Below are 24,483 nucleotides of genomic sequence, written 5' to 3'. Positions count from 1 at the left end.
CGTGCTCCCCCTGCTGCCGGCCGACCTGCTGCGCGCCCTCGGCCTCGCCCTGATTCCGCTCGCGGGCGCCGAGGCCGGCTGGCCGTCCGCGGCCGTGATGTTCCTGGTGTTCGGCGCGCAGTGGCAGCTGCGCTGGCTCGCCGGCGGGAGCCTGCTGGACTGGGCCGGCCAGGCCGTGCTGCTGGCCGCGGGGTGGTTCAGCGTGATCGGGCTGTACCACCGCGTGGGATGGCTGGACGTGCTCACCCATGCGGCCGCCTCCGCCGTGATCGCCGCCCTCGTGGCGGTCACGCTGCGCTCGTGGCTGCGGCGCCGCGGCGTGGACGCGGGGGAGCTCGCGCGGCACGTCGGCCTCGGGCTCGCCCTGCTCGTGCTCACCGCCCTGACCGTGGCGCTCGGCGTGCTGTGGGAGATCGCCGAGTGGTGGGGCCACCACGCGGTCAGCGAGGAGATCGGCGTGGGCTACGACGACACCTTGGGGGACCTCACCGCGGACCTGGTCGGCGCACTGGCCGGCTCGGCCCTCGTGGTGCGGGCGGCGGCGCCGGCACCGGCGGCAGCTCCCGTGCGCTCGGCGGACGGCCCGTGAGCGCCTCCTCCGCCGCGGACGGCCACACCGTCAGCGTGGTCATCCCCGTCCTCGACGATGCGGCCCACCTGCGCGTGTGCCTCGCCCACCTCGCCCGGCAGACACGGCCGGCGGACGAGGTCGTGGTGGTGGACAACGGAAGCCGCGACGACTCCGCGGCCGTCGCCCGGTCCTTCGGAGCGCGCGTGGTGGCCGAGCCCGAGCGCGGGATCCCGGCTGCGTCAGCCGCCGGGCTGGACGCCGCCATCGGGAGCCTGCTGCTGCGCTGCGACGCAGACACCCGTGCCCCCGCGGACTGGATCGAGCGGATCGTGGCGTGCTTCGCCGCCGAGCCCGGGCTGGACGCCCTGACCGGGCCGGGCGTGTTCTACGACCAGCCGGGACGGCGCGGGCTCGTGCGCTCGCGAGCCTACGCGGCCGCGTACCGGTGGGCGGCGGGCGCGGCGCTCGCGGGCACCCCCGTGTGGGGGTCGAACCTCGCGCTGCGGGCGGAGGCGTGGCGGGAGGTGAGCGGCCGCGTCCACCGGCGCCGCCCGGACGTGCACGACGACCTCGACCTCTCCTTCCACCTCGCCCTCGCCGGCCGCACGGTGCGGTTCGACCCGCAGCTGCGCGTGGGCGCGGCGGGGCGGATCTTCCACTCCCTCGGCGAGCGGGTGCGGCAGGGCCGCATGGCCGCCGCCACCCTGCGCGTCAACTGGGCGATCCTCCCGCCCGGTCTGCGGTGGGTGCGGCGGCTCAGCCCCGATCGCCCTCGCTCTCCTCGTTCTCCTCGCGGGTGGAGCGGTCCAGCGGGTTCTTCCTGATCGGCAGCCGGTCGGCGAGCACGCGCACGAAGCTGCGCGTGCGGGTCCGCTCGCCCCCGGTCTTGCGCCGCTGCGCCTCGGCCAGGATGTTGGCCGCCATCTCCGGGAAGACCACGGCGTGGAACGGGAGGATGGCCGTCCAGTAGGCGCGGCCCAGCAGGCCGTCTGGCATGAAGACGGCCCGCTGCCGGTACACGCAGCCGCCGCCCTCGCGGGGTTGCGTGGACAGCTGCAGCCAGGCCCGCCCGCCCGCGCGCATCTCCGCGCGCAGGGTGAGGCGGCGGCCGGGCTCGATGTCCTCCACGCGCCACCAGTCCACGACGTCCCCGCGACGCAGGTGGTCTGCGTCGCGGCGTCCGCGGGCCAGGCCGGGGCCGCCCAGGGCCTTGTCCATGACGCCGCGGATCCGCCACAGGTAGGGCGTGGAATACCAGCCGTTGGCCCCGCCCACGGACTCGATGACGGGCCAGACGTCCTCGGCGGCCAGGTCGGACTCGCGCTCGCGGTCGTCCGTGTAGACCGTGTGGCCGGTCCACTCGGGGTCGGAGGGCAGCGGCGCGGCCGGGTCGGCCACCGAGAACTCGTCCGCGTCCCAGATGACGTCCAGCGGGCCGGACTTCTCCCGGGCCAGCGCGCGGCGCACCGCCTCCCGGTAGTCCGTCAGGCCGCCCGGCGGGTCCGGGATGATCTCCGCCACCCGGTGGTCCGAGGTGACGGCGTCCTCCTGCAGGGAGGCCGCCAGCGGCATCGCCACGCCCACGGGGATCGGGGTGACCAGGCCGATCCACACGCCGGAGAGGTGCGCGGCGGGGATGGGCAGGGGGATCACGGTGCGCTTGGACAGGCCCGCCACTTCGGCGTACTCGGTCAGCAGCGAGGCGAACGCCTGGGGGGTGCCGTCTCCGATCTGGGCGCGGGCCTGCACGGGCTCGGGCAGGGCGCACGCCTGGGCGAGGTAGTAGAGGACGTCGCGGATGGCGATGGGCTCCACCATGTTCGTCAGCCACGTGGGGCCGGGCATCACGGGGAGGCGGTCCGAGAGGTGGCGGATCATCTCGTAGGACGTGGAGCCGGAGCCGATGATCACGCCGGCCTCGAACACGAGCGCGGGGGTCGCTGCCTCATCCAGGCGGCGGGCCACGAGCTTGCGCGAGCGCATGTGGTCCGAGAGCTCCTCCACCGGCTTCTCATCCGGGTGCAGGCCGGAGAGGTAGACGAGCTGGGCGACGCCGGCCTCGTCCGCCGCGGTGGCGACGACGTCGGCGATCCTCTGCTCGCGGGCCACGAAGTCGCCCTTGCCGCCCATCGAGTGCACGAGATAGAGCGCGGTGTGCACGTCCTCCATGGCGGCACGGACCTGCTCGGGCTCCGAGAGGTCCGCCTGGACGACCTCCACCGCGTCCGACCACGGACGCCCCTGGAGGTCATCCGGACGGCGGGCGGCGGCGCGCACCGTGAAGCCCGCGGCGACGAGCTCGGGGATGAGGCGGCCGCCCACGTAGCCGGTGGCACCGGTGACGAGCACGCGGCGGCCGGCCCCCTCGGGGAGGGCGAGGCCGAGGAGGGAGTCGGGGCGGTCGGCGGAGGAGGTCATGGGATCACCCTAGAGAGCCCCCCGGACCCGAGACGAGAGCCCACGGGCGCGGTGTGGCCCACAGGCGTTCGCGACGGGGGAGTCCGCCGTGGGAAACTGTTCGCTATGGCCATCGCAGACTCCGGAGACGTCCTGCCGCACCTGCGCACCGAGGCCATCCGGGCCGTCGTCGGCTCCACGATGGCCGACCGCGGGTTCGAGATCGCGGCGCGCGGCGCCGTCGGCCGCCTGCGCTACGACGCCGGCCAGGGGCTCCTCACCGCGTCCGTCCAGGGCTCGGCGCCCAGCCCCTACCGCGTGCGGGTGCACGTGCAGGAGGCGTTCGCCCCCGGCGAGGACGCCCCGGCCCAGGCGGAGCCCGTCGGCGGGCAGTGCACGTGCCCGGTGGGGACGGACTGCAAGCACGTGGCCGCCGTCCTCTACCAGGTGGTCCGCCTCGACGCCGGCCGGGCCCTCGACGACGCGCGCCGCAAGCTCGCGGACATGGTCACCACGGCCGACGCCCTGCCCGTGCCGCCCTCCTCGGACCCCGACGCCGTGGCTGCCGCGGCCCGGGAGCGCTCGGCCGCCCGCGGCACGGGCCTCGACTGGCGCCGCGTCATGGAGCCCCTGGCCGGGCTCGACGCCCCGCGCCGGCTCGGGGCGGCCCCGCCGCTGGGGATCGGCGTGGAGCTCGTGGCCGAGTCCTCCCGCAACGTCTACGCCCAATGGGGCCCCGCGCCCGCGGGCGAGGAGCACCTGCGGGAGGGCCGCCCGCTGTACGTGATCGTCCGCCCCCTCAGGCGCGGCGCGAAGGGCACGTGGATCAAGGGCGGACTGACCTGGCGGAACTTCCAGTTCGGCCGCGCCGAGTTCGCCCCCGCCCAGGAGCGCGCGCTGCGCCTGATCTGGCGCCAGCTGCAGGCCGAGGACTCCTACCCCACGGACGCGTGGTTCGGCCTGCACGCCTTCGACTCCCCGCGCATCTGGCAGCTGCTCGCCGAGGCGCAGGAGGCCGGCGTCGAGCTGGTGCCCCAGGGCCTGCTGGACGAGGTGGTGCTGGAGGCGCCCGCCGCCGTCGGGCTGGACGTCACGCGCGGCCCGGACGGCGGGCTGGAGGTGACGCCCGCGCTGGGCGGGCTCGCGGGCGGCATGGCCGGGGTGCACACCGTGGGCGGGGTGGGCTTCTACCGCGTCACCCACGACGACGGCGCCTACACGCTGCACCTGATCCCCGTCGAGGCCCCGGTGCCGGACGCGGTGCAGCAGCTCGTGCTCGCGGGCGAGCCCGTGCGCGTGCCCGCCGCCGACCGGGACGAGTTCCTCACCCGCGTGTACCCGCGGCTGCGTGCCGCCCTCGAGGTGGCCAGCCCCGACGCGTCCGTGGAGCTGCCCGAGTTCGAGCCCCCCGTGCTGCGCCTGCGCGCCGACTTCCAGAAGGACCACCGCCTCGTGCTGCGCTGGTCCTGGCTGTACTTCGACCCGCCCCGCGAGCTCGGGATGAACCCGGCGGGGGACACCCTGCGGGACGTCCGCCATGAGGACGCGGTCCTGCGCGCCGCCGCCGAGGCCTGGCCCCGGGCGGGCCGGGCCGAGGAGCAGGTGCTCGAGGGCGTGGCCGCGGCGCGCTTCTCCGAGACCGTGCTGCCGCAGCTGCAGCAGCTGGACCACGTGCGCGTGGACGTGCGCGGCGAGCGCCCCGAGTACCGCGAGCTGACGTCGGCGCCGCGGATCGAGGCGAGCACCACCGCCGCCCGCAACGACTGGTTCGACCTGGGCGTGCAGGTCTCCGTGGACGGGCACGTGCTGCCGTTCGCGCAGCTGTTCACCGCCCTCGTGCAGGGGCAGAGCTCGCTGATCCTCTTCGACGGCTCCTACCTCTCCCTCGACCATCCGGCGTTCGAGCGGCTGCGCGCGCTGCTCTCCGAGGCCGCCACGCTGCAGGAGTGGACCCCGGAGAACCCGTCCGTGTCCCGGCATCAGGTGGGGTTCTGGGAGGAGCTCAAGGAGCTCGCCGACGAGACGACGGAGGATCCCGCGTGGACCGCCGCCGTCGGCCGCCTCGCCGCCATGGAGCGCCTGCCCGAGGCGCCTGAGCCCGCGGGGCTGCAGGCGGACCTGCGCCCGTACCAGCAGGAGGGGCTGCGCTGGCTGCACTTCCTGTACGAGCAGGACCTCGGGGGGATCCTGGCCGACGACATGGGCCTCGGCAAGACCGTGCAGACTCTCGCGCTCATGGCGCACGCCCGCGCCGCGCACCCCGGCCGCGCGCCGTTCCTGGTGGTGGCGCCGAGCTCGGTGGTGTCCGTGTGGGCCGCGGAGGCGGCCAAGTTCACCCCCGGCCTGGACGTGCGCGTGCTGGACACCACCACGCGCAAGCGGGGAGCGGACGTGGAGACGGCGGTGGCCGGCGCCGACGTCGTGGTGACGAGCTACACCCTGCTGCGGATCGACGCCGCCCAGTACGGGAGGGTGACGTGGGGCGGCGTGGTCTACGACGAGGCGCAGTTCCTCAAGAACCGCGCCTCCAAGGTGCACACCGTGGCCCGGGACCTGCCCGCCCCGTTCCGGCTGGCCATCACGGGCACGCCCATGGAGAACTCGCTCAGCGACCTCTGGGCGCTGCTCGCCGTCGTCGTGCCGGGGCTGTTCCCGAGCCACCGCCGGTTCCGCGAGGCGTACGTGACGCCCATCGAGTCCGGGGAGCACCCGGAGCGGATGGCGGCCCTGCGCCGCCGCGTGCGCCCGTTCATGCTGCGCCGCTCCAAGGAGCTCGTGGCCAAGGACCTGCCGCCCAAGCAGGAGCAGGTGCTGCGCGTGGAGCTCGAGCCGAGCCATCGCAAGGTGTACGACCGCGTGCTGCAGCGCGAGCGCCGCAAGGTGCTGGGGCTGCTGGGCGACGTGGACGGCAACCGCTTCACCATCTTCAAGTCGCTCACGCTGCTGCGCATGCTCGCGCTCGCGCCGCAGATCGTGGAGGGGGAGTACGCCTCCATCCCCTCCTCGAAGCTGGAGCGGTTCCTGGACGACCTCACGGAGATCCTCGCCGAGGGCCACCGCGTGATCGTGTTCAGCCAGTTCACGAGCTTCCTCAAGGTGATCGCCGAGGAGCTGGACGCCATGGAGGTGGAGCACGCCTACCTCGACGGCGGCACGCGCGGCCGCGCCGAGGTGATCCGCGGCTTCCGGGAGGGCGAGGCGCCGGTGTTCCTCATCTCCCTCAAGGCCGGCGGCTTCGGCCTGACCCTGACCGAGGCCGACTACGTGTTCCTCATGGACCCGTGGTGGAACCCCGCCGCCGAGGCACAGGCGGTGGACCGCGCACACCGCATCGGCCAGGAGCGCACCGTGATGGTCTACCGCATGGTCTCCGAGGGGACGATCGAGGAGAAGGTCCTCGAGCTGCAGCGACGCAAGGCCGAGCTGTTCGGGGCGCTCGTGGACGAGTCCGACGACTCCGGCGCCGGCGCGTTCACGGACTCGTTGACGGCCGACGACATCCGGGAGCTGCTCGGCGCGGAGGAGTGAGGGCCGCGCGGGGCGGGCCGGACGTTTTCGTTCGGGAAACGGCGGCGGGTCGAGACGTTTTCGTTGATGAAACGGCGGCCCGCCCGGGCGTTTCGTCAACGAAAGTCGTCCCCGGGACGCCGTTTCCCGAACGAAAGCGGGGGGTAGCCTCGGGCCATGCGTCGCCCGTCCCGTTCCAGCACCGCCGCCCCCGCCAGCACCGCCGCCCCCGCCCCCGCCTTCGCGCCGTCCGACCGGTCGCAGGTGCCGCCGTTCACGGTGATGAGCATCCTCGGCCGGGTCGCCGCACTGCGCGCCGCCGGCCACGACGTCGTCAGCCTGTGCGCGGGGGAGCCGGGCGGGGGCGCCCCGCCCGCCGTCGACGCCGCGGCCGCCGCCGTCCACGCCTCCGGCCGTGCTCTCACCTACACCCCGGCGCTGGGCCTGCCGGAGCTGCGGGCCGCCGTCGCCGGCCACTACCGCCGCTGGTACGGGCTCGACGTGCGCCCCGAGCAGGTCGCGATCACCACGGGCTCCTCGGGGGCGTTCATGCTCGGCTTCCTCGCGGCGTTCTCCCCGGGGGACCGCGTGCTCCTGCCGCGCCCCGGCTACCCCGCGTACCGCAACATCCTCACGGCGCTCGGGGTGGAGGTGGTGGACGTGGACGTCGACGCCGGCACCCGCTACCAGCCCACGGTCGCCCACCTGGAGGCGGCGCTCGCGGAGGGCCCGGTCGCGGGGCTCGTGCTCGCCTCCCCGGCCAATCCCACGGGCACGATGGTCAGCGCCGACGAGCTCGCCGAGCTCGCCCGCTGGTGCGAGGAACGCGGTGTGCGGCTCGTCTCGGACGAGATCTACCACGGCATCGTGCACGCGGACGGGCAGGGGCCCGGCGCCTGCGCATGGCGCACCTCCCGCACCGCGCTCGTGGTCAGCTCGTTCTCCAAGTACTGGGGCATGCCCGGCTGGCGGCTGGGCTGGATGCTCATGCCGGACGACCTCGCCGCCGCGGTCGACGGCCTCGCCGGCTCGGTCGCCCTCTGCCCGCCCGCCGCGGCCCAGGAGGCGGCCGTCCACGCGTTCAGCGAGGAGTCCTACGCGTTCTGCGCCGAGCAGGCCGGCGGCTTCACGGCGACGCGCGGCGTCGTGCTGGCCGCCCTGCCCCGGCTCGGCTGGGCCGACGCCGCCCCCGCCGACGGCGCCTTCTACCTGTGGGCCCGCCTCGCCCCGGGCATGCTGGCGGAGTTCGGCAGCGCCGTCGGCTACTGCGCCGCCCTGCTGGAGGAGGCCGGCGTCGCACTGACCCCGGGGGACGACTTCGACGCCGTCCACGGACCCGAGTCCGTCCGCCTCTCCTTCGCCGCCGGCCCGGACGCCGTCCACGAGGCGCTCGAGCGGATCGCCGCCTGGCATGCGGCGCGCGGCCTGGCCGGAGGGGCTCCGCCGCGCGCCGCACCGGCCGGAGCCTCAGCCGCCCGACGCCTCAGCCGCCCAGCCGGTAGTGGCGCTCGAGCGACGTGCCGTTGACGGCCCGGTCGCCGAGCAGTCGGGCGCGGTAGATCAGCGGGTTGTGGCTGGCGAGCACCCGCGCATTGCGCCAATGCCGGTCCAGTCCGCGCGTGCGCAGCGTCGCGGAGGCCCCGCCCACCTCGAACAGGCGGGTCGCCGCGTCGAGGGCGGCCCGGGCGATCACCTGCTGGGCGGCGTAGACGGCGGCGTACACCGCGTCCACCTCGGCCTCGGCCAGGGGTGCGCCCGACGCCTCGGCCCGCAGCGCCCGGTCCAGGGGCCCGACGACGGCGTCGAGCGCCGCCTGCGCCCCGAACGCGGCGGCCTCCAGCTCGCCCACCACCTGCAGCACCTGCGGATCGTCGCCGGGCCGCGGGGCTGCCCCGTGTGAGAAGCCGCGCGTGCGTCCGGCCACATAGGCCGCCGCGTCGCGCACGACGGCGCGGGCGATGCCCGTCAGGCCCACCAGGTGGACGAACTGGAAGATCGCCTGCGAGGCGAAGATCGACGAGCCGTCGTCCAGGGACTGGCCCACCGGCGTGAGCTCCTCCGGATCCACCACCACGTCCGTGAACTCCGTGGTCCCCGAGGCGGACAGCCGCTGACCGAATCCGTCCCAGTCGTCGTGCAGGGTCACCCCGGGGGCGTCCGAGCGCACGGTCGCCGCGCGCTCGGCACCGTCCTCGTCCTCGACGACGACGATCGTCCAGTCCGCGTACAGCGTCCCGGTGGAATAGGCCTTGCGGCCGTTGACCACCGCCGAGCCGTCCGGACGCGTCGTCAGGCGGGTCTCGTAGTGGCCGGTGCGGTTGCCGATCTCCGTGGTCGCGTTCGCGACCGTCTCACCCGCGGCGAAGCGGTGCAGCCACCGTTCGCGGCGCGGCCCGGCCGGCGAGCCGAGCACCGTCTCCACGTTCACCACGTGCACCCGCAGGGCCTGCAGCACGTTCGAGTCGGCCTCGGCGAGCTCCACGTACAGGCGCGCGGCCTCCGGGAACGTCAGCCCGGCCCCGCCCGCGTCCTCGGGCACGCGCAGCCCCGGGAAGCCGGCGGCGGCGAGGCGGTCCGTGGCCTCGCGATCGGTCACGCGTTCACGGTCCCGCTCGGCGGCGGTCTCGGCGAGCCAGGCGAACACGGGGGCCAGCCGTGCGCGGGCGGCGAGGAACTGGGGGCGGTCGGCCGGGTGCGCGGTGGTCGGCACCCCCGAGTGGGTGGTCCCGACGTCGGCGGGACGGGAGATCGTGTCGGTGCGGTCGGTGGTCGTCGTCATCTCACTGCTCCTTCGGGGCGGCGGGGGTCGAGGGGGACGGGGAGGCGCTGTCGCGGGACGGATCGGCGCCGGTGGACGATGCGGTCTCGACCGCGTCCGCGCTGTGCGGGGCGGGGGTGCCGTGCAGCAGGCACTCCCCGATCTGGCGGCGGCGGTGCGGCAGGGGCGTGTGACTGGCCAGCACGCGGGCGTTGCGCCAGTGGCGGTCGAGTCCCGGGCCAGCGACGACGGCCGACGCCCCGGCCGTCTCGAACAGGTCGGAGGTCAGCCGCAGCGTCAGGTCGGCCGCCACGGAGGACGCCGAGGCTGCGGCGACCCAGGCCTCCGTGTGGGCGGCCTCGAAGGCCTCCGCGGCGCCGTCGTCCTGGGACTCGGACTCGGCCGCGCCGAGCGCGGGAGCCGCACCGGCCGCGGCGGTGTACGCCGCCTCGAGGGCAGGGACCGCGCCGAGGACCACGGAGCGCAGCGCGCGGACCTGCGCGGCGGCGGCCCCGAGCTGGTGCTGCAGGACCGGGTCGTGGGCGGGGCTGGCGCTCGCGGCGTGCTGGTAGGAGCGGGAACGGCGGCGGAGGATCTCGGCGAAGTCGTCGAGCGCGCGCTGGGCGATGCCCGCCTGGGTGGCCGCGAGGATGAGCCACAGGAACGGGTAGCCGGGGGCGGCGGCGGGGCGCTCCAGGTCGACGCGGCGCCAAGCGGGGGCGGGTGCGTCGGTGTAGACGGTGGTGCCGGAGGCCGTGCCCCGCTGGCCGATGCCGTCCCAGTCGTCGCGGGCCTCGACGCCCGGCCCGGCCACCCCGACGACGAGGGGCTGCAGAGCCCCGGCGTCGTCGTGGGCGGCGACCAGGGTCCAGTCCGCCAGCAGGGTGCCGGTGGAGTACTGCTTCGTGCCGGTCAGCAGGAACGCCTCCGGGTCGCGCGGGTCCCGGCGGGCCGTGACGCCCGGCAGGCCGGTCGCGGCCGGCGGGTCCACGAGCGCGTTGGCGAAGACCTTCCCGGCGGCCACCTCGTCCAGCCACCAGTCGGTCAGACGCGGGTGGACGTCACGGGCGACCTGCTCCGTGAACATGAAATGCCCGTGGAGGGCCTGGGGGAGGTTCGCGTCGGCTGCGGCGAGGTCCACGAGCAGGTCGAGGAGCTGCGTGAGGGTCGCGCCGGAGCCGCCGCGCTCCCGCGGCAGCCGGAGGGCGGTGAAGCCGGTCTCGGCGAGCAGGCGCACGGCCGCACGGGGCGGGACGGCCGTGTCCCGCCGCCTGGCCTCGTTCGCGGCGATCCGGGCGAAGACGGGGGCGAAGCGGGCTCGGAGTTCTGCGGTGTCGGGGGCGTCGGCGGCGGAGGTCGGTGCGGGACGGTCGAGGACGGGAGTGGTCATGAGCGGTCCTTCCGTGGGCAGGTGGGCCGACCGTAGGCATCCGCCCCGGGCCCGTCCCAGCCCGCCGACGGGTGGCGTCACGCGCCGGTTCCCGCGACGGGGGCGCGCCGTCGGCGCCGCCGGGATGACGGGGCGGGGTCCACCGCAGTATTGCGAACCATCCGCAACAGTCTTTATTGTGAATCAGTCGCATCTTTCCGCCCTCGTGAAAGGCCCCCCGTGTCCCACTCCGCCCCGCAGCGCCGTTCCACGCGCACCGCCGCCTTCTCCGCCACCTTCGCCGCCGCGGCCGTCGCCCTCACGGCGTGCGGCGGGGACGCCACCCCGTCCGGCCCGACGTCGGCACCCGCCTCCGCCTCGGGTGGCTCCGAGTCACCGGCGGGTGAGGCGACGGCGGCCTCCTCCGTCTCCGAGGAGGACCGCGTCGACCCGACCCAGACCACCGAGGTCTCCGCGGTGACTCCGCGCATCCTGCTCTCGCACGAGGACGGGCTCACGCTGCTCGACGCCGAGTCCGGTGAGGTGGTGAAGGAGCAGGACGTCCCGGGCTTCACGCGGCTGAGCAACGCCGGCAACGGCAAGGACGTCCTGGTGACCACCGGGAACGGCTGGGAGGTGTTCTCCACCGGCATCCAGGCCAAGGCCCACGGCGATCACTTTCACAACTACGAGTCCGCGCCCGGCATGACCGGCGTGACGTTCCCGGGTGAGCACCCCGGCCACGTCGTCACCCACAACGGCAGGACCACCCTCTTCGCGGACGGCACGGGAGCGATCCGCACCTTCGACTCGACCCACCTGGACAAGGCGACCCCGGACCTCATGCCCGTCATGACGGAGGCCGAGACCGAGGACCCGCACCACGGCGTGGCGCTCGAGCTCTCCGACGGCGCCCTCTTCACCACGCAGGGCACCGAGGACTCCCGGAACACGCTCCAGGTGATCGACCCGAAGACCGGCGAGGCCACGGCCGAGACCGACGACTGCCCCGGATCCCACGGCGAGGCCGCCGCCCAGCCGAACGCGTCCGGCGACGTCGTGGTGATGGGCTGCGAGAACGGGCCGATCGTCTACCGCGACGGCACGTTCCACAAGGTGGACGTGGAGCCGGCGTGGCAGCGCTCCGGTAACCTGTTCGGCCTGCACGACTCGCCCATCGTCCTGGGCGACTACAAGGTCGAGGAGGAGCCGGAGGAGGCCGTGGAACGCCCGACCAAGGTGGCGCTGATCGACTCCCGCACGGACGAGCTGACCACCGTGGAGCTCGGCTCCTCCTACTGGTTCCGCTCCCTGGCCCGCGCCGAGGACGGCTCCGGCGTGGTGCTCACCTACGACGGCGAGCTCAACGTGATCGACGAGGAGACCGGCGAGATCACCGCCGAGCACCCCGTGATCCAGCCCTGGAAGGAGAAGGACGAGTGGCAGGAGCCCGGTCCGATCCTGAAGGTCGCCGGGAACACCGCCTACGTGACGGACGCGGAGAACCGGAGGCTCGTGGCCGTGGACCTGGAGACCGGTGAGAAGGTCCTCGAGAAGGAGCTGGACTTCGCGCCCGTCGAGATGGCCGTGGTCACCGGCGAGCCCGAGTCCGTGAAGCCCGAGGAGGGCGCGCACGGTGACGAGGACCACGACGACGACGGCCACGAGGGCCACGACCACGGCGCCGAGCCCTCGGAGGGCCACGAGGGGCACGACCATTGATCGTGTGACGAGACTCCGGCCGGGCGCCCTTCGTGGGGAGGGGGGCCCGGTCGGCGGCCGGGGGCGTCGTGGGGACGCTGACGGCCAGGGCCGGCACCTGCCGCCGGCCCGTGGATGGAGGAGGGCGGGGTCGCGTCGTGGGGACGCGGCCCCGCCCGCCTGCCCGCAGGCCCCGCTCCGGGAGGGCCTGCCGGATCCAGGAGGGCCTGCCGGAGAGGATGGCCCGGGGATGGTGGGGTCAGTCGGCCACCGGATCGTGGTCCGTGATCACGCTCAGGCGGTACCGGGTGCCCTCGGGGACCTCGGCGCTCACCACCAGGTCCTCCGCGTCCGACTCCGGCACCATGACGACGTATCCGCCGCAGCGGTCCGACCACCCCAGGGGTTGGTAGGCGGCGAAGCCGTCCGCCCCGAGGATGCCCACCGAGGACGGGCCGGCGTCCGGGTCGTCGCACAGCAGCATCAGGCGCAGGGTGCCCTCGGGGCGTTCGCCGCCCATCGCCGCGCCCCCCTCCCCGGGGGTCTGGGGGCCCTGCAGCTCGGAGGCGATCACGTTGACGTCCGTCGTGGGCGTGCCGGGCAGCTCGACGCCCTCCAGGGCCCGGGCCAGGGGGTCCTCCGTCGGACTGCCCGCCCGGTGCGTGACGGCGGCCTCCGGGAGGGCGGCGAGGAAGCCCTCGCTCAACGGCAGAGCCCCGTTCCTGGCGGGATCGGCGCCCTCGGGCACGAACCCGGCACCGGCGGTGGAGCCGCCGCCCGAACCCTGCGTGGCGCTCCCGGAGGCCGGCGCCGGAGTGCTCGGCGCCGTGGTGCCGGAGGCTGGCCCGCCCGCGGACGGCGTGGTGGTCTCGGACGTGCTCGACGGGGACGGCGTCGTGTCGGAGGACGCCGCAGGGGAGGGCGTGGTGCCGGACGCCGTCGCTGGGCCCCCGCCGCCGGAGCAGCCGGCGAGCGTGAGGGCCAGGGTCAGGGCCGCCGTTGTGGCCGGGAGGGCATGGCGGGCGGAGCGGAGGGAAGGGGGTGAGGGGGTCAAGGCGGACCTCCGTCGGTCGGGGGAGCCCGTGCTCCCGGACGCCGGCCCGACCGGTCGTCGAGCAGTGCGTGAGGGAAGACTATGCATCGCATGGGTCCCCGTCTAGCCCCCGGTGTGAGGGACGCCGGATGTGCGCTTCGCGCGCGGCGGGGAGGAGTCCTCAGGCGGCCGGTGCCTGACCCCGCACCTGCCGCAGCACCTCGGGGGCGACCGCCGCGGCCCAGTCCTCGTAGCCGGCGCCGTTGGGGTGGAACAGGTCCCGGGCCAGGCGGCTGACCTGGTGCCTCAGATTCCGCCGCCACGTGGCCGCGTGCACGTCCGCCACGCCGAGGCCGTGCCGGGCGGCCACCCGCCGCACCACCGTGTTCGCCCGGCGCACGCGGGCCTCGAACGGCGGGATGCGGAACGTCGGGACCAGGCCCAGCGTGGCGCCGGCGGGCAGGGCGCGGGCGATCGCCTCGAGGGGCTCCTCGAAGGCGGCCTCGCGGAACCGCCACGTCCACGTGACGTCGTTGCCGCCGACGACGCACGTCACCGCGTCCACCCCGCTCGCCGGCATGAGGGGCAGCTGGTCGGCGAGCACGTCCTTCGCCATGGCCCCGCTGACGGCGAGGTTCACCACCCGCACGGGCCGGCCGGTCTCGGCGGCCACCCGCTCGGCCACCTGGGCCACGTACGTGCGCTCCACGCTCTCGGCCCCGATCCCGACGGCGGCCGAGTCGCCCAGCACCACCCACGTGAGCGCGTCGGGGTCCGCGCGGGCGGCGAGGGCGTGCCAGTGGGCGCGGTAGTCGGCGTCGTGCACGGCCTGCCAGCCGGAGGGGGAGGGCATGGGCGCCAGGCTACCGGCGGGCGCGGGGCGGACACGACGGCGCCCCGGGGATCCTCTGCCCCGGCGTCGGGGGATCCGGTGCCGCACCGCTGAGCTGTGCCCGGCCCCGCCCTCAGCCCATCACGCGCGCGACGACGTCGGCCACCTCCGCCCGATCCGCGGCCCCCAGCCCGAGCAGGGGGCGGGGCAGGCACCCGGGCGCGGTGAGCCGGAGGTGCTCGGCGGCCGCGGCGGTCACGCGCAGGCTCCCGTGCCGGGCGAACAGGTCCCACAGCGGTGCCAGCCGCTCCGACTCGGCGAGGGCGTCGGCGGGCCGGCCCTCCCGCACCGCGCGCGCGATCCGCACGGCGGGCTCCGGCAGCGTCCCGGCGATCACGGAGAACCACGTGTCGCAGCCGGCGATCAGCCCTGCGGCGCCGAACGCGTCCCCCGAGACGCCCACGCCCACGTGCGAGGGCAGTGCGGCGCGGATCTCGGCGACCCGCTCCCGCGCCTCGGCCGGGTCCGCGGGCACGCCCGGGATCTTCAGGGAGGCGACGCCGGGCAGCGCCGCCACGCGCTCGTACAGGGCGGTGCTGAACGTGAAGCGCGTGGTGGTCGGGTTGTCGTAGACGACCACCGGCAGGTCCGTGGCGGCGGTGACGTCCGCGTAGAGGTGCGCGACGTCGTCGTCGGTGAGGGGCTGGTAGGACTGCGGCGCGAGCAGCAGCCCCCGCGCCCCGGCCGCGGCGGCGTCCTCCGCGAAGGCGAGGGCGTGGGCGGTGCGCAGTGCGCTCACCCCGGCGTGCACGGGCACGTCCCCGGCGGCGTCGACCGCGAGGCGCACCACGCGTGCCCGCTCCGCGCGGTCCAGGTAGGCGCCGGAGCCGGTGGAGCCGAGGACGGTGATGGCGTCGACGCCGGCGGCGGCCAGGCGCTGGACGATCCGGACGAGGGCGGGCTCGTCGAGGCGGTCGTCCCGCAGGGGAGTCAGGGGGAAGGCGTCGAGCGCGGCGGTGGGCATGGGGGAAGGCTAGTGGGGCGGGCCGGGCCGTTGACGTGCGCGGGCGCCCGCGGGTGGACTGTTGCCTTCATCCCCGTGTGCCCCAGGAGGGCCCCATGTCAGATCAGCTCGAGCAGGAGATCGACGACGCCGCGGCGGCGATCGTCGACGCGTTCCGGTCCAACGACGAGGAACGCTACTTCTCCGGGTTCGCCCCGGAGTGCAGCTTCGCCTTCCACACGGACCGGGAGATGCTCTTCGGTCGGGATGCATGGCGCTCGGCGTGGCGGGAGCTGCGCGAGTCGGGGTGGCGCGTCGTCGACTGCCGCTCCCTCCGCACCCACGTCCAGCCGATCGGCCGGGACGGCGGCGTCTTCCTGCACGAGCTGGAGACCACCGCCGAGCAGGACGGCCGCCGCGAGACGTACCGTGAGCGCGAGACGATCGTCTTCGAGCGCCGGGACGGGCGCCTGACCGCCGTGCACGAGCACCTCTCCCCGGTGCCCGTCGAGGCCGATGCGACCGACGGGGAGGGCGCCCGATGAGCACCGCGGCGGGCGCGACCGGCGCCGTTGCCTCTGCCGACGCGATGGCCGACCCTCCCGTGAGGGGCACCCTGGGCGGTCTCCGCATCGGACTGATCTGGCTGGCGGCCAACCTGGTGGTCACCACCCTGTTGACCGGCACGCTCTTCGTGCCGGGGGTGCTGTTCGCCGAGGCCCTGGGGTGGATCGTCCTCGGCACGGTCCTGGGCGCGATCGTCCTCACCCTGGTCGCGGTCATGGGCGTGCGCACGGGGCTGCCCACCATGGCGCTGACCCGGGGGTCCTTCGGCCTGCGCGGCTCGATCGTCCCCGCCGTGGCCAATGTGGTCCTCCTGATGGGGTGGTCGTGGGTGCAGGCCATGCTGGCCGGCATCTCCCTGAACGCGCTCGTGGAGCAGTGGACCGGGTTCTCGAACCCGGCGCTCTTCTCTGCGCTCTGCCAGGCGCTGGTGGTGGGCCTCGCGATCTTCGGGCATGACGGCATCGCCAAGGTGGAGCCGCTGTTCGCCGTGGTCATCCTCGGGATCATGGCGTGGATCTTCGTGACCGCCTTCGGCTCCCACACGCCCGCGGAGTACCTGGCCATCCCCGCCGATGCGGCGGGGTACGACGGCATCACCGTGCTCGACATCGTCTTCGCGACGGCCACCTCGTGGACCGTGCTCTCCGCCGACCTGACGCGGTCCGCCCGCACCCAGGCCGGCGGCGCGGTCGGCGCCGGCGTGGGCTACACGGTGTCCACCGTCGTCTCGATGGCCCTCGGCCTCACGGCGGCGTCGTTCGTCCTCCTCGAGGGCGGCGAGGTGCTGCCCTTCGACCCGACCCTGCTCATCGGCTCGTTCGGCGCTCCGGTGGCGATCGCCATGTTCCTCTCGGTGATGGCCACCAACACGATGGTCATGTACGGGATGACGGAGTCCGTGCGCCACGCGCTGCCGCGCACCCGGCCGCTGCCGTTCATGCCGACCGCCCTGGGCCTGGGCGTGGTGGGCGTGATCGGGGCGACCTGGCTGGGTCTGCTGGAGCGGTTCACGGCCTTCCTGTCCCTGATCGGGGCCCTGTTCATCCCCGTGTTCGCGATCATGATCGTGGACTACTACGTGGCGCGTCGCGGCGTGTACCGGGCCGACATCCTGCGGCACTCCGGGGGCGCCTACTGGTTCCGCGGCGGGTGGAACCCGGGCGCTCTGGCCGTGTGGGTCCTGGGTGCGGTGGCCTACCTGCTGTTCTACTTCGTGATCCCGACCCCGGTGGGCGCGGCCCTGCCCACGTTCGCCGTGGCCGCGCTCCTGTACTGGGCGTGGACGCGGGTCGCCGGCATCCGGGAGGCCCCGGACGCGCGGTCCCAGCACCTCGCGGACGCCGTCCGCTCCCCGGCCGCGGCGGACGAGCAGGCGGTCGTCGAGGGCGGGGCCGGCCATGGGCGCGCCTGACGGGGTGAGGCTGGTCGATCTCAGCCATCGACTGACCTCGGGCGGGACGGTGTTCCCGGGGGACCCGGAGATCCGGCTCGCCCCGGCCGCACAGATCGACGCCGACGGGTTCGCCGTCACCTCGGTGACGATGGGGTCCCATTCGGGCACGCACGTGGACGCGCCCAGCCACACCGTTCCCGGCGGGCGGACGATGGACGGCGTCGACGTGGCCCGCCTGATCGGCCGGGCGCACCTGCTGCGCGTGCCGGACGCGACCCCCCGGCAACGGATCGGCATGGAGCTGCTGGAGGGCCAGCTGGCCGCGCTGCCCGACGACGCCCGGATCGTCCTCCTGGTCACCGGCTGGGACCGGTTCTGGGGCGGCGCCGCCTACCTCGACCATCCGTTCCTCGACGCCGCCGTGGGGGAGCACCTGCGGGATCGAGGCGTCGACGTGCTGGGCGTGGACACCCTCAACCCGGACGAGACCGCCCCCGACGGGTCCGCACCCCTGCCGGTGCACGAGGCGCTGCTCGGGTCCGACCGGCTCATCGTCGAGAACCTCCGTGGGCTCGCCGACCTGCCGGTCTCCGTCACGAGCCTCGACCTCACCGCGCTGCCCCTCCCGCTCGCCGGCGCGGACGGGGCACCGGTGCGGGCGATCGCCACGATCCCCGCGGAGGCGTCCACGGACTGAGCCCGTCCCTGACTATGAGCGACTGGTGCGCGAGGGCTGACCGACGCGGGCCTCGCCGGCGGCCGCCCGTTCCGCCGCCCAGGCGGCCTTCTGCCGTTCCGAGCGCTGATGGTTCCGCACTGCGATCACGCCGAGCACCAGGCCGATGAGCACGGGCTTCCAGATCTCGTCGTACTCCAGCACCGTCCGCAGCCAGCCGGGCAGCGGGGGGATGTCGATCTCCCACTCGGGGAGTCGGGGCGCCGGCAGGTGGATCTGCGGCATGGTCGGCACGGGCAGGTGGATCCGGGGGAGGCGGAACTCCGGCAGGTCCACCTGCCAGCCCGGCAGCAGCCGCGCCAGGAGAGGGAAGAGCACCAGGAAGAGGATGGCCCCGCCGGCCTTCCCGAGTCCGCCCATCAGCGGATAGAGGATCCGCTTCACGCTGCTGGACTCCATGGCGGCCTGCCGGCGGGCGCCCCGCGAACCGGGCGGCGGGTCGAACTCCACCACGGACGAGCCCTCGCGGAACTGCACGGAGAGGATGTCGCCCAGGGCGTTCGCCTGGACCCTCAGGCGCCGCAGGTTCGACGCCGGGTTCGACTCCAGCGTGGAGAAGCCGTCCTCCTCCGTCTTCGGGTTCTTCAGTCGGACCTCTCCCACGCCGGTGCGCGGGTAGCGGCCGGTGACCTCGCCGTCGATGCGCACCTGCAGCCGCAGCGGCGGGTTCGTCACCCGGGCCCGCACGCGGTCCCGGAGCGGAGCGTCCAGAGGAGCCCGCTCGCCGGCGCGCACAGGGGCCGACTCGCCGGTCCCGTCGACGGCGTCGTCCTCCTCCGGCTGCGGCCAGCCCGGGTCGTCGGCGAGGAACTCGGCGTCGAAGCCCTGCCGCAGCTCGAGTCGGCCGTGCTGCGGGTGGTCGAGGGTCCAGATCTCCACGGCTCAGCGCCTCCGCCGGAGTCGGCCGCCGAGCGCGCCGCCGAGGCGGCACAGGGCCAGCACGCCGAGCGCGTAGATCCAGGTGCCGTCGTGGGTGTACATCCCCAGGCCCAGCAGGGCGAGGATCGTCGTGAGCACGGGGAACGCCCACGTGCCGCGGAACACGACGCCGTCGATCGCCCCGAGCGTCAGCGCGCCGACGGTCAGCAGGCCGAGCAGGGCCGTCGTGGCGATCTCGGCCGGCAGTAGGGCGCCGAGGGCGAACGGGGCCGCCAGGTAGGCGGCCGCCGCGAGGGCATAGGGCCAGGCCTGCGCCACGGTGCGGTCCGGTGAGCCCTTCGTGGATGAGGAGGCGGATTCCGGCTCCGCCGTGGCCGGTGCAGGGATGGTCTCCGTCATGCCCCGAGGCTAAGCGCCGCACAGGCACGCCGGGGACCGCCGAAAGCAGGGGTCTGCGCGGGCCGTCCTGCGACCTTCGGGGGAGCCGGCCCGCGGGCGCCCCTCAGCCCCGCAGCGCCTCCACCACGAGCACCCGGTGCTCAGCCGGGTCGAACGGGGTGCGGTGCCAGTCGCCGGAGATCCGCTCCACGCTCAGCCCTGCCGCGGCCAGGTCCGCCCGGACCTGCTCCGCGGAGCGGAACTGCAGGTGCTGCTCCAGCTCCAGCACGTCGCCGGAGTCGGGGAACTCGGTGCGCAGGTGCATGGTGACCACCCCGTCCTCGCTCGGGGCGGAGGTGCGCTCCGACTCGATGAGGCGACCGGCCGGCGTCGTGCGCGCCGTGGGGTCCTGGTGCCAGCCCTCCCACGCACGCCGGGCGGGGTTGCGCGTCTCGAATACCAGCCGGCCGCCGGGGACGAGCCCCGCGTCGATCCGTCGCAGCGCCTCGCGCCAGTCCTCGCCGATCAGGTGCATGGCCACGTTGCCGCTCATCACCGCCAGGTGCGCGGAGTCCGGCTCGATCAGCTCCGCGGTGCCGTGTCTCCACGTCACGCCGTCCCCGCCTGGGCGGGTGCGGGCTGCCTCGAGCATGGCCGCGGCCGGGTCGATCCCGACGACGTCCCGCCCCGCCCCCGCGAGCGTCACCGTGAGGATGCCGGTCCCGCAGCCGAGGTCGACGATGCGGACGGTGGGGCCGTCCGGGCGGTCGGTCCCACCGAGGCGAGCCGCGACGTCGGCCGCGACCTCGTCCGCCACGCGGCGGAAGAAGACGTGGTCCTCCACGGCGGGATTGTTGACGTCGTAGACGGCGGCGAGGCGGGCGTCGTCGTAGGTGTGCCGGTTGGCCTCGGCGCGGGAGGGGGATCTCATGGGTGGAGGCTAGTGGCCATGCGGACGCCGTTCGGTGCGGCGGGGCGCCCCCTGCCGCAGCGCCTGCCCCGCCACGATCAGCAGCATGGCCGCGCCCGCGGCCGCGGCCCCGGCCGGCCCCGCGGCGGGTGTGCCGAGGCTCGCCAGCAGCGCCCCGATCAGGCCCAGGGCCAGCATGGACCCGCCGATCCACCGGAACACCGGTGCGCCGAACGCCCGCGCGAACGGCAGGAAGTGCCCGCCCACCACGGCCGCCACCAGGGCGATCTGCGCCGTCGGCGCGTCCACGGCCCGGGCCAGCAGGGCGGTCACGGGGAACAGCAGCAGCATCACGACGACGGCCGCCCCGTACACCCGCATCGCCCCGGGTGCCGGGGGCGGCAGGGCGGCCAGGACCCGGCGGCGGACCAGGACCGCCACGAGGGCGACGCCGAGGAGGGAGAACGCCAGCCCGCGAAGGGTCCCCTGCCACGTCGGGGGCAGTCCGGCGATCCCGGCGAACAGGAACGCCGCCCCGCCGACCACCCCGATCAGCCCTCCGGACACCACCGGATGTCGCAGATGCCCGATCCCGCGGACACGCTGCTCGTCCCGCCGATCGCCGCGGTCTTCGACGGCCTGCGTCCCGATGTCCACCTGTGTCATGACTCCCCCTGGGTCTGTGCGTGATCCAGGTCATGGTGGCACAGCCGCTCCCCTCGGCCCATGCCCTCCGCCTCCCTCGACGACGTCCGCCGTCGGGACACCGCCAGCCCCACGCCGACGGCGAGCCCCACCAGGGCCGGGACGACCCATCCGAAGCCCACCTCGTATCCCGGCAGCACCCGCGCGGCGAGGCCGGTGAGGGCGGTGACCGCCGGCGTCGCGGCGAGGGGCTTGGGCAGCGCCCCGAGGAGGTCGAACAGCGCGGCCGCGGCCGTGAACGCCACCACGCAGCGGGCCACCACCAGGTGGTGGCGCACCCGGCTCCACGCCAGGCCGAGCAGGATCACGACGACGGCGATCGGGTAGAGCAGCATCAGCACGGGGACGGACCACGCCACGATCGCGTCGAGGCCGAGGTTGGCCACGGCGAACGAGACGAGCAGGAAGGCCCCCGCCCACACGCGGTAGACGCCGGGGAACAGGTCGGAGAACATCTGCGCGCACGCGACGATCAGGCCGATGCACGTCTTCAGGCACGCCACGAACACGATGGCCGCGATCAGGTACAGGCCGGCGCGGCCGAAGTAGTGCTGCGAGGCGCCGGCGAGGACGTCCCCGCCGTTCTCGGCCTGCGCGACCGCCCCGACGCTCGTGGCGCCGAGGTACGCGAGCGCGGCATAGACGGCCGCCATGCCGAGCCCGCCGACCGCGCCGGCCTTGCCCAGCTCGACCGCCATGCGGCGGGGGCTCTCGACGCCGAGGCGTCGGGCGGCGTCGACGATCACCACCGCGAAGGCCAGGGACGCGAGGGCGTCCATCGTGTTGTAGCCGTCCAGGAAGCCCTGCACCAGCGGCGCCTCGGCGTACGCGGGGGCGGGCGCCGGCAGGGGGTCCGCGGTCATGGGGGAGACGGCGGCGGCCACGACGAGCGTGCCCAGCAGGACCAGGAACACCGGGGTCAGGTATCGGCCGATCCAGTCCATGAGGCGGCCGGGGCGGAACGCGGCGACCGCGGCGAGGGCGAAGAACAGCAGGGAGAAGAGGACGCGCCCCACGGTGCTGTCCCCGGTGAAGGGGGTCACGCCGATCTCGTAGGAGACCATCGCCGTGCGCGGGATCGCGAAGAGCGGGCCGATGGTCAGGTACAGCAGGCACGTGAAGACGACGGCGAAGCGCCCCGAGATCGGGGCCGTCATGTCCCGGACGGAGCGGGATCCGGTCAGGGCCGAGGCCACGATGCCGAGGACGGGCAGGCCGACGGCCGTGACGAGGAAGCCGAGCGTGGCCGCGGTGACGGACGATCCGGCGTCGCGGCCCAGGCCGGCGGGGAAGATCAGGTTCCCCGCGCCGAAGAACAGGCCGAAGACGAGGGAGGCCAGCAGCAGGGTCTGACTGGGGCGCAGGCGCGCGGGCATGGGTGCCTCTCGAGGGGGGAGCGGGGAGCGGCCCCGATCCTATGCCGCGCCGCGCGTCGGTGGGCCGCGACGTCTCGGCGCACCGGTGATCGACCGGCACCTGTCACGGCTCTCGGCGCGAGGACCGTGACAGATGCCGGACGCACCCCCTGCCCCTCCCGGGAGCCGGGCCCGTCTGCTCAGTCGACCGCCCGCCGCAGCGGTCCCGTCGCCTCCATCGCCGCCTCCACCAGGATCGGTCGGAAGCCGAGCGCCTCGTTGACGTTGAGCATGGGCCGGTTCTCCTCGGCGTTCCAGGTGATGATCGCGCGGGCCTCGGGCATGGCCTCGCGCAGCGCGACCACGTTCGCGGCCTTCACGCGCATCCCCAGCCGGTGGCCGCGGTGCTCGGGCAGCACGATGGTGTCCCACTGGTCGACGACGCCGCTCGCCCGGGAGCGCGGCGCCACCAGCTCGTTCAGCCCCACGATCCGGCCCGTGCCGCGGTGTCGCGCCACCGCCCGGAAGAGGCGCCCGGTGAGGAGGATCTCCTCCTCCTTGCGGCGCACCCGGTCCGCATCCCACGTCTGCGCGACGACCGTCAGGTCCCCCGTGGGCACGTCTGTGGACATGCGCGCCTTCAGGACGGCGAGGTCGGCCCGCAGGGAAGCGTCGGCGGGGCCCTCCCAGGCGTGCACCTCGTAGTCGGCCGAGAAGCGCTCGGCCTCCGCGAGGGCGGCGGCCGGGTCGACGGCGGGGGCGGCGACGTCGTACCGGCTCACCCGTTCGATCTGGGCGACCGCGAAGCCGTACGACTGGGCGAGCCGCACCCCGGGGTGATCGGCGGGAACCGCGCCGGCCCCGCTCGAGGGCATGAGAACCTGCTCGCCGGGGGCGGGCGGGGCGGCCATGGGCCACGTCTCGAAGCGGGTGAACCCGGCCGTGTCCTGCACGAGCCGGTCGGCCAGCGCGCGGCCGACGCCTCGGCCGCGGTGGTCGGGGTGGACGTCGACGTGCAGGGCGGCGGCGTCGGGGTCGTCCACGTGGTTGACCAGGATGCGCGCGCGGCCGACGGCCTCGCCGTCCACATGCGCGAGGTAGCGGCGTTGGGTGTAGTCGGTCTCGGCGGCGGCCTGGAGGAGGGCGTCCTCGGGGGACTCGTCCCACTCGGTGGTGCCGAGCAGCTCGTGGTTGTACTCACGGCCGAGGCGGCAGTAGTCCTGCCACTGAGGGTCGGCGGCGGAGGTGGGCAGGGGGAACTCGATGATGTCAGGCATGGGGTGACTGCTTTCCACAGGGAGGAGGGCGCCGCCGAGCGCCGAGCGGGGCTCGGGCGGGGGCGCTGAGGGGACCTGGGTGCGGGGGCGTGGTGCGCCCCCGGCGTCACTGCTGCTGCATCATGCTGTGAAGCGTGTCACAGGTGGGGTGGAGGGGGCAAGGCGGTGCCACGACGGCCTGTTCATGCCTTGCACCTGCTGCGTCGGCGGCTGGTCAGCGAGGATGGGGCGGGCTCCCTCTCAGGTGTGGATGGTCCGCAGGGGAGTCCACCCCATGGGACGTGGCCCTCGGAGGGAGGCCCGTTCCCGGTCTGCCGCATGGGACCACCCTTGCGCTGCCCCGTCGGCCCCCACTGGGCCGCGCGCCACACGCAGCCCCACATCCTCGAGGACGGCGTCGGGGGCGCTGCCGCGGCGGACGGAGGCCCGCACGCTCCAGGGCTTGTCGGCCCAGCCGCCGCCGCTCACAGTGCGGTGGTCCCCGTCGCGGGCGGGGTCGGCATAGTCCCAACACCATTCCCACACGTTGCCGAGCATGTCCTGCAGGCCCCAGGCGTTGGGCTCCTTCATGCCGACGGGCTGCGGCCCCTGAGGTCATCGAGGCTGGTCCAGGCGATGTCCTCGAGTGGCCCGTAGGTGGGTGAGGTCGTTCCGGCGCGGCAGGCGTACTCCCACTCGGCCTCGGTGGGCAGCCGGTAGCCGTCCGCTGAGGTGTCCCAGGTGACGACGCGTCCGTCCTCTCCGAGGGAGTAGGCCGGCTGCAGGCCCTCCCGGTGGGAGAGGTCGTTGCAGGTCTCGATCGCCTGGAACCAGGTGAGGGGTGCCGTGGGCGGCCCGGTGTCGTGGGAGTGGAGAGGGTGGACGGAGAGCTCGAAAGCCTCGAGCGCCACCTCACGTGTCGTGCCGCGCCGGGTATCGCGCAGCGTGGCACATCGAACGAACCGCCGGGAGCACACATATGAGTGAAGCTCCCACCAGTCAACCTACGAGCATCTCTATCGCGTATGGAACATAGAAGGGACTGGTGCACGTGTAGGTGACAGGCGTCTTCACGTCGGGTCTGCGGGCGTGTGGTCCATGATCAACTCGTACTCGACGGGCGTCAATCGGCC

At 74.7% G+C, this 24,483-nt stretch carries 22 protein-coding genes; 8 read left to right on the top strand and 14 right to left on the bottom strand.

What is annotated here, in order from left to right; genetic code table 11:
* Position 1 precedes the first annotated feature (1 nt).
* Both AB0302_RS09055 and AB0302_RS09050 read left to right on the top strand, forming a co-directional pair.
* Positions 2 to 589, top strand: coding sequence for a hypothetical protein (locus AB0302_RS09055; RefSeq protein WP_366371520.1), 588 nt, complete (start codon positions 2 to 4; stop codon positions 587 to 589).
* On the top strand, positions 586 to 1,395 hold the full coding sequence (locus AB0302_RS09050; RefSeq protein WP_366371518.1) for a glycosyltransferase family 2 protein: 810 nt from the start codon (positions 586 to 588) through the stop codon (positions 1,393 to 1,395). The genes AB0302_RS09055 and AB0302_RS09050 overlap by 4 nt, the downstream gene beginning before the upstream one ends.
* On the opposite strand, the gene AB0302_RS09045 is transcribed toward AB0302_RS09050, so the two are convergent.
* A complete protein-coding gene (locus AB0302_RS09045; protein ID WP_366371516.1) occupies positions 1,328 to 2,989 on the bottom strand; it encodes an SDR family oxidoreductase in 1,662 nt (553 codons plus the stop codon). The genes AB0302_RS09050 and AB0302_RS09045 overlap by 68 nt on opposite strands.
* A gap of 105 nt (positions 2,990 to 3,094) precedes the next feature.
* On the opposite strand from AB0302_RS09045, the gene AB0302_RS09040 reads away from it, so the two are divergent.
* Positions 3,095 to 6,496 carry an SNF2-related protein gene (locus tag AB0302_RS09040; protein ID WP_366371514.1) on the top strand — a complete coding sequence of 1,134 codons (3,402 nt, stop codon included), beginning with the start codon at positions 3,095 to 3,097 and terminating at the stop codon, positions 6,494 to 6,496.
* Between the two features lie 156 nt (positions 6,497 to 6,652).
* Positions 6,653 to 8,002: an aminotransferase class I/II-fold pyridoxal phosphate-dependent enzyme gene (locus AB0302_RS09035; protein WP_366371512.1), complete on the top strand. Its 1,350-nt coding sequence runs from the start codon at positions 6,653 to 6,655 to the stop codon at positions 8,000 to 8,002.
* On the opposite strand, the gene AB0302_RS09030 is transcribed toward AB0302_RS09035, so the two are convergent.
* Both AB0302_RS09030 and AB0302_RS09025 read right to left on the bottom strand, forming a co-directional pair.
* Positions 7,959 to 9,254, bottom strand: coding sequence for an acyl-CoA dehydrogenase family protein (locus tag AB0302_RS09030; protein ID WP_366371510.1), 1,296 nt, complete (start codon positions 9,252 to 9,254; stop codon positions 7,959 to 7,961). The genes AB0302_RS09035 and AB0302_RS09030 overlap by 44 nt on opposite strands.
* A 1-nt stretch (position 9,255) precedes the next feature.
* Positions 9,256 to 10,623: an acyl-CoA dehydrogenase family protein gene (locus tag AB0302_RS09025; RefSeq protein WP_366371508.1), complete on the bottom strand. Its 1,368-nt coding sequence runs from the start codon at positions 10,621 to 10,623 to the stop codon at positions 9,256 to 9,258.
* 219 nt (positions 10,624 to 10,842) lie between these two features.
* Between AB0302_RS09025 and AB0302_RS09020 the strand changes: the two genes are divergently transcribed.
* Positions 10,843 to 12,324: a hypothetical protein gene (locus AB0302_RS09020; protein WP_366371506.1), complete on the top strand. Its 1,482-nt coding sequence runs from the start codon at positions 10,843 to 10,845 to the stop codon at positions 12,322 to 12,324.
* Positions 12,325 to 12,562: 238 nt separating this feature from the next.
* Here the strand turns inward: AB0302_RS09020 and AB0302_RS09015 are convergent, their stop codons facing one another.
* From AB0302_RS09015 to AB0302_RS09005, 3 genes are all read right to left on the bottom strand, one after another.
* A complete protein-coding gene (locus AB0302_RS09015; RefSeq protein ID WP_366371504.1) occupies positions 12,563 to 13,357 on the bottom strand; it encodes a hypothetical protein in 795 nt (264 codons plus the stop codon).
* A 160-nt stretch (positions 13,358 to 13,517) separates the two neighbouring features.
* Complete coding sequence (locus tag AB0302_RS09010) at positions 13,518 to 14,189, bottom strand: SGNH/GDSL hydrolase family protein (protein ID WP_366371502.1); 672 nt, start codon at positions 14,187 to 14,189, stop codon at positions 13,518 to 13,520.
* A 112-nt stretch (positions 14,190 to 14,301) separates the two neighbouring features.
* Positions 14,302 to 15,192 carry a dihydrodipicolinate synthase family protein gene (locus AB0302_RS09005; protein ID WP_366371500.1) on the bottom strand — a complete coding sequence of 297 codons (891 nt, stop codon included), beginning with the start codon at positions 15,190 to 15,192 and terminating at the stop codon, positions 14,302 to 14,304.
* Between the two features lie 95 nt (positions 15,193 to 15,287).
* Here AB0302_RS09005 and AB0302_RS09000 point away from each other — a divergent pair, with 95 nt between their 5' ends.
* From AB0302_RS09000 to AB0302_RS08990, 3 genes are read left to right on the top strand one after another with little or no spacing between them, the layout of a single operon-like run.
* Positions 15,288 to 15,716, top strand: coding sequence for a nuclear transport factor 2 family protein (locus tag AB0302_RS09000; RefSeq protein ID WP_366371498.1), 429 nt, complete (start codon positions 15,288 to 15,290; stop codon positions 15,714 to 15,716).
* Positions 15,713 to 17,149, top strand: a complete 1,437-nt coding sequence (locus tag AB0302_RS08995; protein WP_366371496.1) for a cytosine permease — start codon at positions 15,713 to 15,715, stop codon at positions 17,147 to 17,149. Before AB0302_RS09000 ends, AB0302_RS08995 begins: the two co-directional genes overlap by 4 nt.
* Positions 17,150 to 17,153: 4 nt before the next feature.
* A complete protein-coding gene (locus AB0302_RS08990; protein WP_366371494.1) occupies positions 17,154 to 17,828 on the top strand; it encodes a cyclase family protein in 675 nt (224 codons plus the stop codon).
* Between the two features lie 12 nt (positions 17,829 to 17,840).
* Here the strand turns inward: AB0302_RS08990 and AB0302_RS08985 are convergent, their stop codons facing one another.
* The 8 genes from AB0302_RS08985 to AB0302_RS08950 all read right to left on the bottom strand — a co-directional run bounded on the left by AB0302_RS08985 (position 17,841) and on the right by AB0302_RS08950 (position 24,261).
* A complete protein-coding gene (locus AB0302_RS08985) occupies positions 17,841 to 18,746 on the bottom strand; it encodes a hypothetical protein (protein ID WP_366371492.1) in 906 nt (301 codons plus the stop codon).
* A gap of 3 nt (positions 18,747 to 18,749) precedes the next feature.
* Complete coding sequence (locus tag AB0302_RS08980; RefSeq protein ID WP_366371490.1) at positions 18,750 to 19,145, bottom strand: hypothetical protein; 396 nt, start codon at positions 19,143 to 19,145, stop codon at positions 18,750 to 18,752.
* A 103-nt stretch (positions 19,146 to 19,248) separates the two neighbouring features.
* Complete coding sequence (locus tag AB0302_RS08975) at positions 19,249 to 20,055, bottom strand: class I SAM-dependent methyltransferase (protein ID WP_298710210.1); 807 nt, start codon at positions 20,053 to 20,055, stop codon at positions 19,249 to 19,251.
* 9 nt (positions 20,056 to 20,064) lie between these two features.
* Entirely contained in the window at positions 20,065 to 20,700 is a 636-nt protein-coding gene (locus AB0302_RS08970; RefSeq protein ID WP_298710212.1) for a hypothetical protein, read from the bottom strand.
* Entirely contained in the window at positions 20,697 to 22,115 is a 1,419-nt protein-coding gene (gene brnQ, locus AB0302_RS08965) for a branched-chain amino acid transport system II carrier protein (RefSeq protein ID WP_366371487.1), read from the bottom strand. Before brnQ ends, AB0302_RS08970 begins: the two co-directional genes overlap by 4 nt.
* A 179-nt stretch (positions 22,116 to 22,294) precedes the next feature.
* Complete coding sequence (locus AB0302_RS08960) at positions 22,295 to 23,371, bottom strand: GNAT family N-acetyltransferase (RefSeq protein WP_366371485.1); 1,077 nt, start codon at positions 23,369 to 23,371, stop codon at positions 22,295 to 22,297.
* Between the two features lie 240 nt (positions 23,372 to 23,611).
* Positions 23,612 to 23,908, bottom strand: coding sequence for an SUMF1/EgtB/PvdO family nonheme iron enzyme (locus AB0302_RS08955; RefSeq protein ID WP_366371589.1), 297 nt, complete (start codon positions 23,906 to 23,908; stop codon positions 23,612 to 23,614).
* Between the two features lie 29 nt (positions 23,909 to 23,937).
* Positions 23,938 to 24,261, bottom strand: coding sequence for an SUMF1/EgtB/PvdO family nonheme iron enzyme (locus AB0302_RS08950; RefSeq protein ID WP_366371483.1), 324 nt, complete (start codon positions 24,259 to 24,261; stop codon positions 23,938 to 23,940).
* Between the last annotated feature and the right edge of the window lie 222 nt (positions 24,262 to 24,483).

Origin of the sequence: Micrococcus sp. NPDC078436, assembly GCF_040702705.1 — a bacterium.
In the GTDB taxonomy this organism is placed as follows: Bacteria; Actinomycetota; Actinomycetes; order Actinomycetales; family Micrococcaceae; genus Micrococcus.
Note: the sequence above shows the minus strand (reverse complement) of the source record. Positions and strands in the feature narration are given on the sequence as shown.

What these genes read in the sequence shown, in the direction of transcription:
- AB0302_RS09045 (WP_366371516.1), bottom strand. Translation starts at nt 2,989, where the DNA reads ATGACCTCCTCCGCCGACCGCCCCGACTCCCTCCTCGGCCTCGCCCTC.
- AB0302_RS09040 (WP_366371514.1), top strand. Translation starts at nt 3,095, where the DNA reads ATGGCCATCGCAGACTCCGGAGACGTCCTGCCGCACCTGCGCACCGAG.
- AB0302_RS09035 (WP_366371512.1), top strand. Translation starts at nt 6,653, where the DNA reads ATGCGTCGCCCGTCCCGTTCCAGCACCGCCGCCCCCGCCAGCACCGCC.
- AB0302_RS09030 (WP_366371510.1), bottom strand. Translation starts at nt 9,254, where the DNA reads ATGACGACGACCACCGACCGCACCGACACGATCTCCCGTCCCGCCGAC.
- AB0302_RS09025 (WP_366371508.1), bottom strand. Translation starts at nt 10,623, where the DNA reads ATGACCACTCCCGTCCTCGACCGTCCCGCACCGACCTCCGCCGCCGAC.
- AB0302_RS09010 (WP_366371502.1), bottom strand. Translation starts at nt 14,189, where the DNA reads ATGCCCTCCCCCTCCGGCTGGCAGGCCGTGCACGACGCCGACTACCGC.
- AB0302_RS09005 (WP_366371500.1), bottom strand. Translation starts at nt 15,192, where the DNA reads ATGCCCACCGCCGCGCTCGACGCCTTCCCCCTGACTCCCCTGCGGGAC.
- AB0302_RS09000 (WP_366371498.1), top strand. Translation starts at nt 15,288, where the DNA reads ATGTCAGATCAGCTCGAGCAGGAGATCGACGACGCCGCGGCGGCGATC.
- AB0302_RS08995 (WP_366371496.1), top strand. Translation starts at nt 15,713, where the DNA reads ATGAGCACCGCGGCGGGCGCGACCGGCGCCGTTGCCTCTGCCGACGCG.
- AB0302_RS08980 (WP_366371490.1), bottom strand. Translation starts at nt 19,145, where the DNA reads ATGACGGAGACCATCCCTGCACCGGCCACGGCGGAGCCGGAATCCGCC.
- AB0302_RS08975 (WP_298710210.1), bottom strand. Translation starts at nt 20,055, where the DNA reads ATGAGATCCCCCTCCCGCGCCGAGGCCAACCGGCACACCTACGACGAC.
- AB0302_RS08970 (WP_298710212.1), bottom strand. Translation starts at nt 20,700, where the DNA reads ATGACACAGGTGGACATCGGGACGCAGGCCGTCGAAGACCGCGGCGAT.
- brnQ (WP_366371487.1), bottom strand. Translation starts at nt 22,115, where the DNA reads ATGCCCGCGCGCCTGCGCCCCAGTCAGACCCTGCTGCTGGCCTCCCTC.
- AB0302_RS08960 (WP_366371485.1), bottom strand. Translation starts at nt 23,371, where the DNA reads ATGCCTGACATCATCGAGTTCCCCCTGCCCACCTCCGCCGCCGACCCT.
- AB0302_RS08955 (WP_366371589.1), bottom strand. Translation starts at nt 23,908, where the DNA reads ATGCTCGGCAACGTGTGGGAATGGTGTTGGGACTATGCCGACCCCGCC.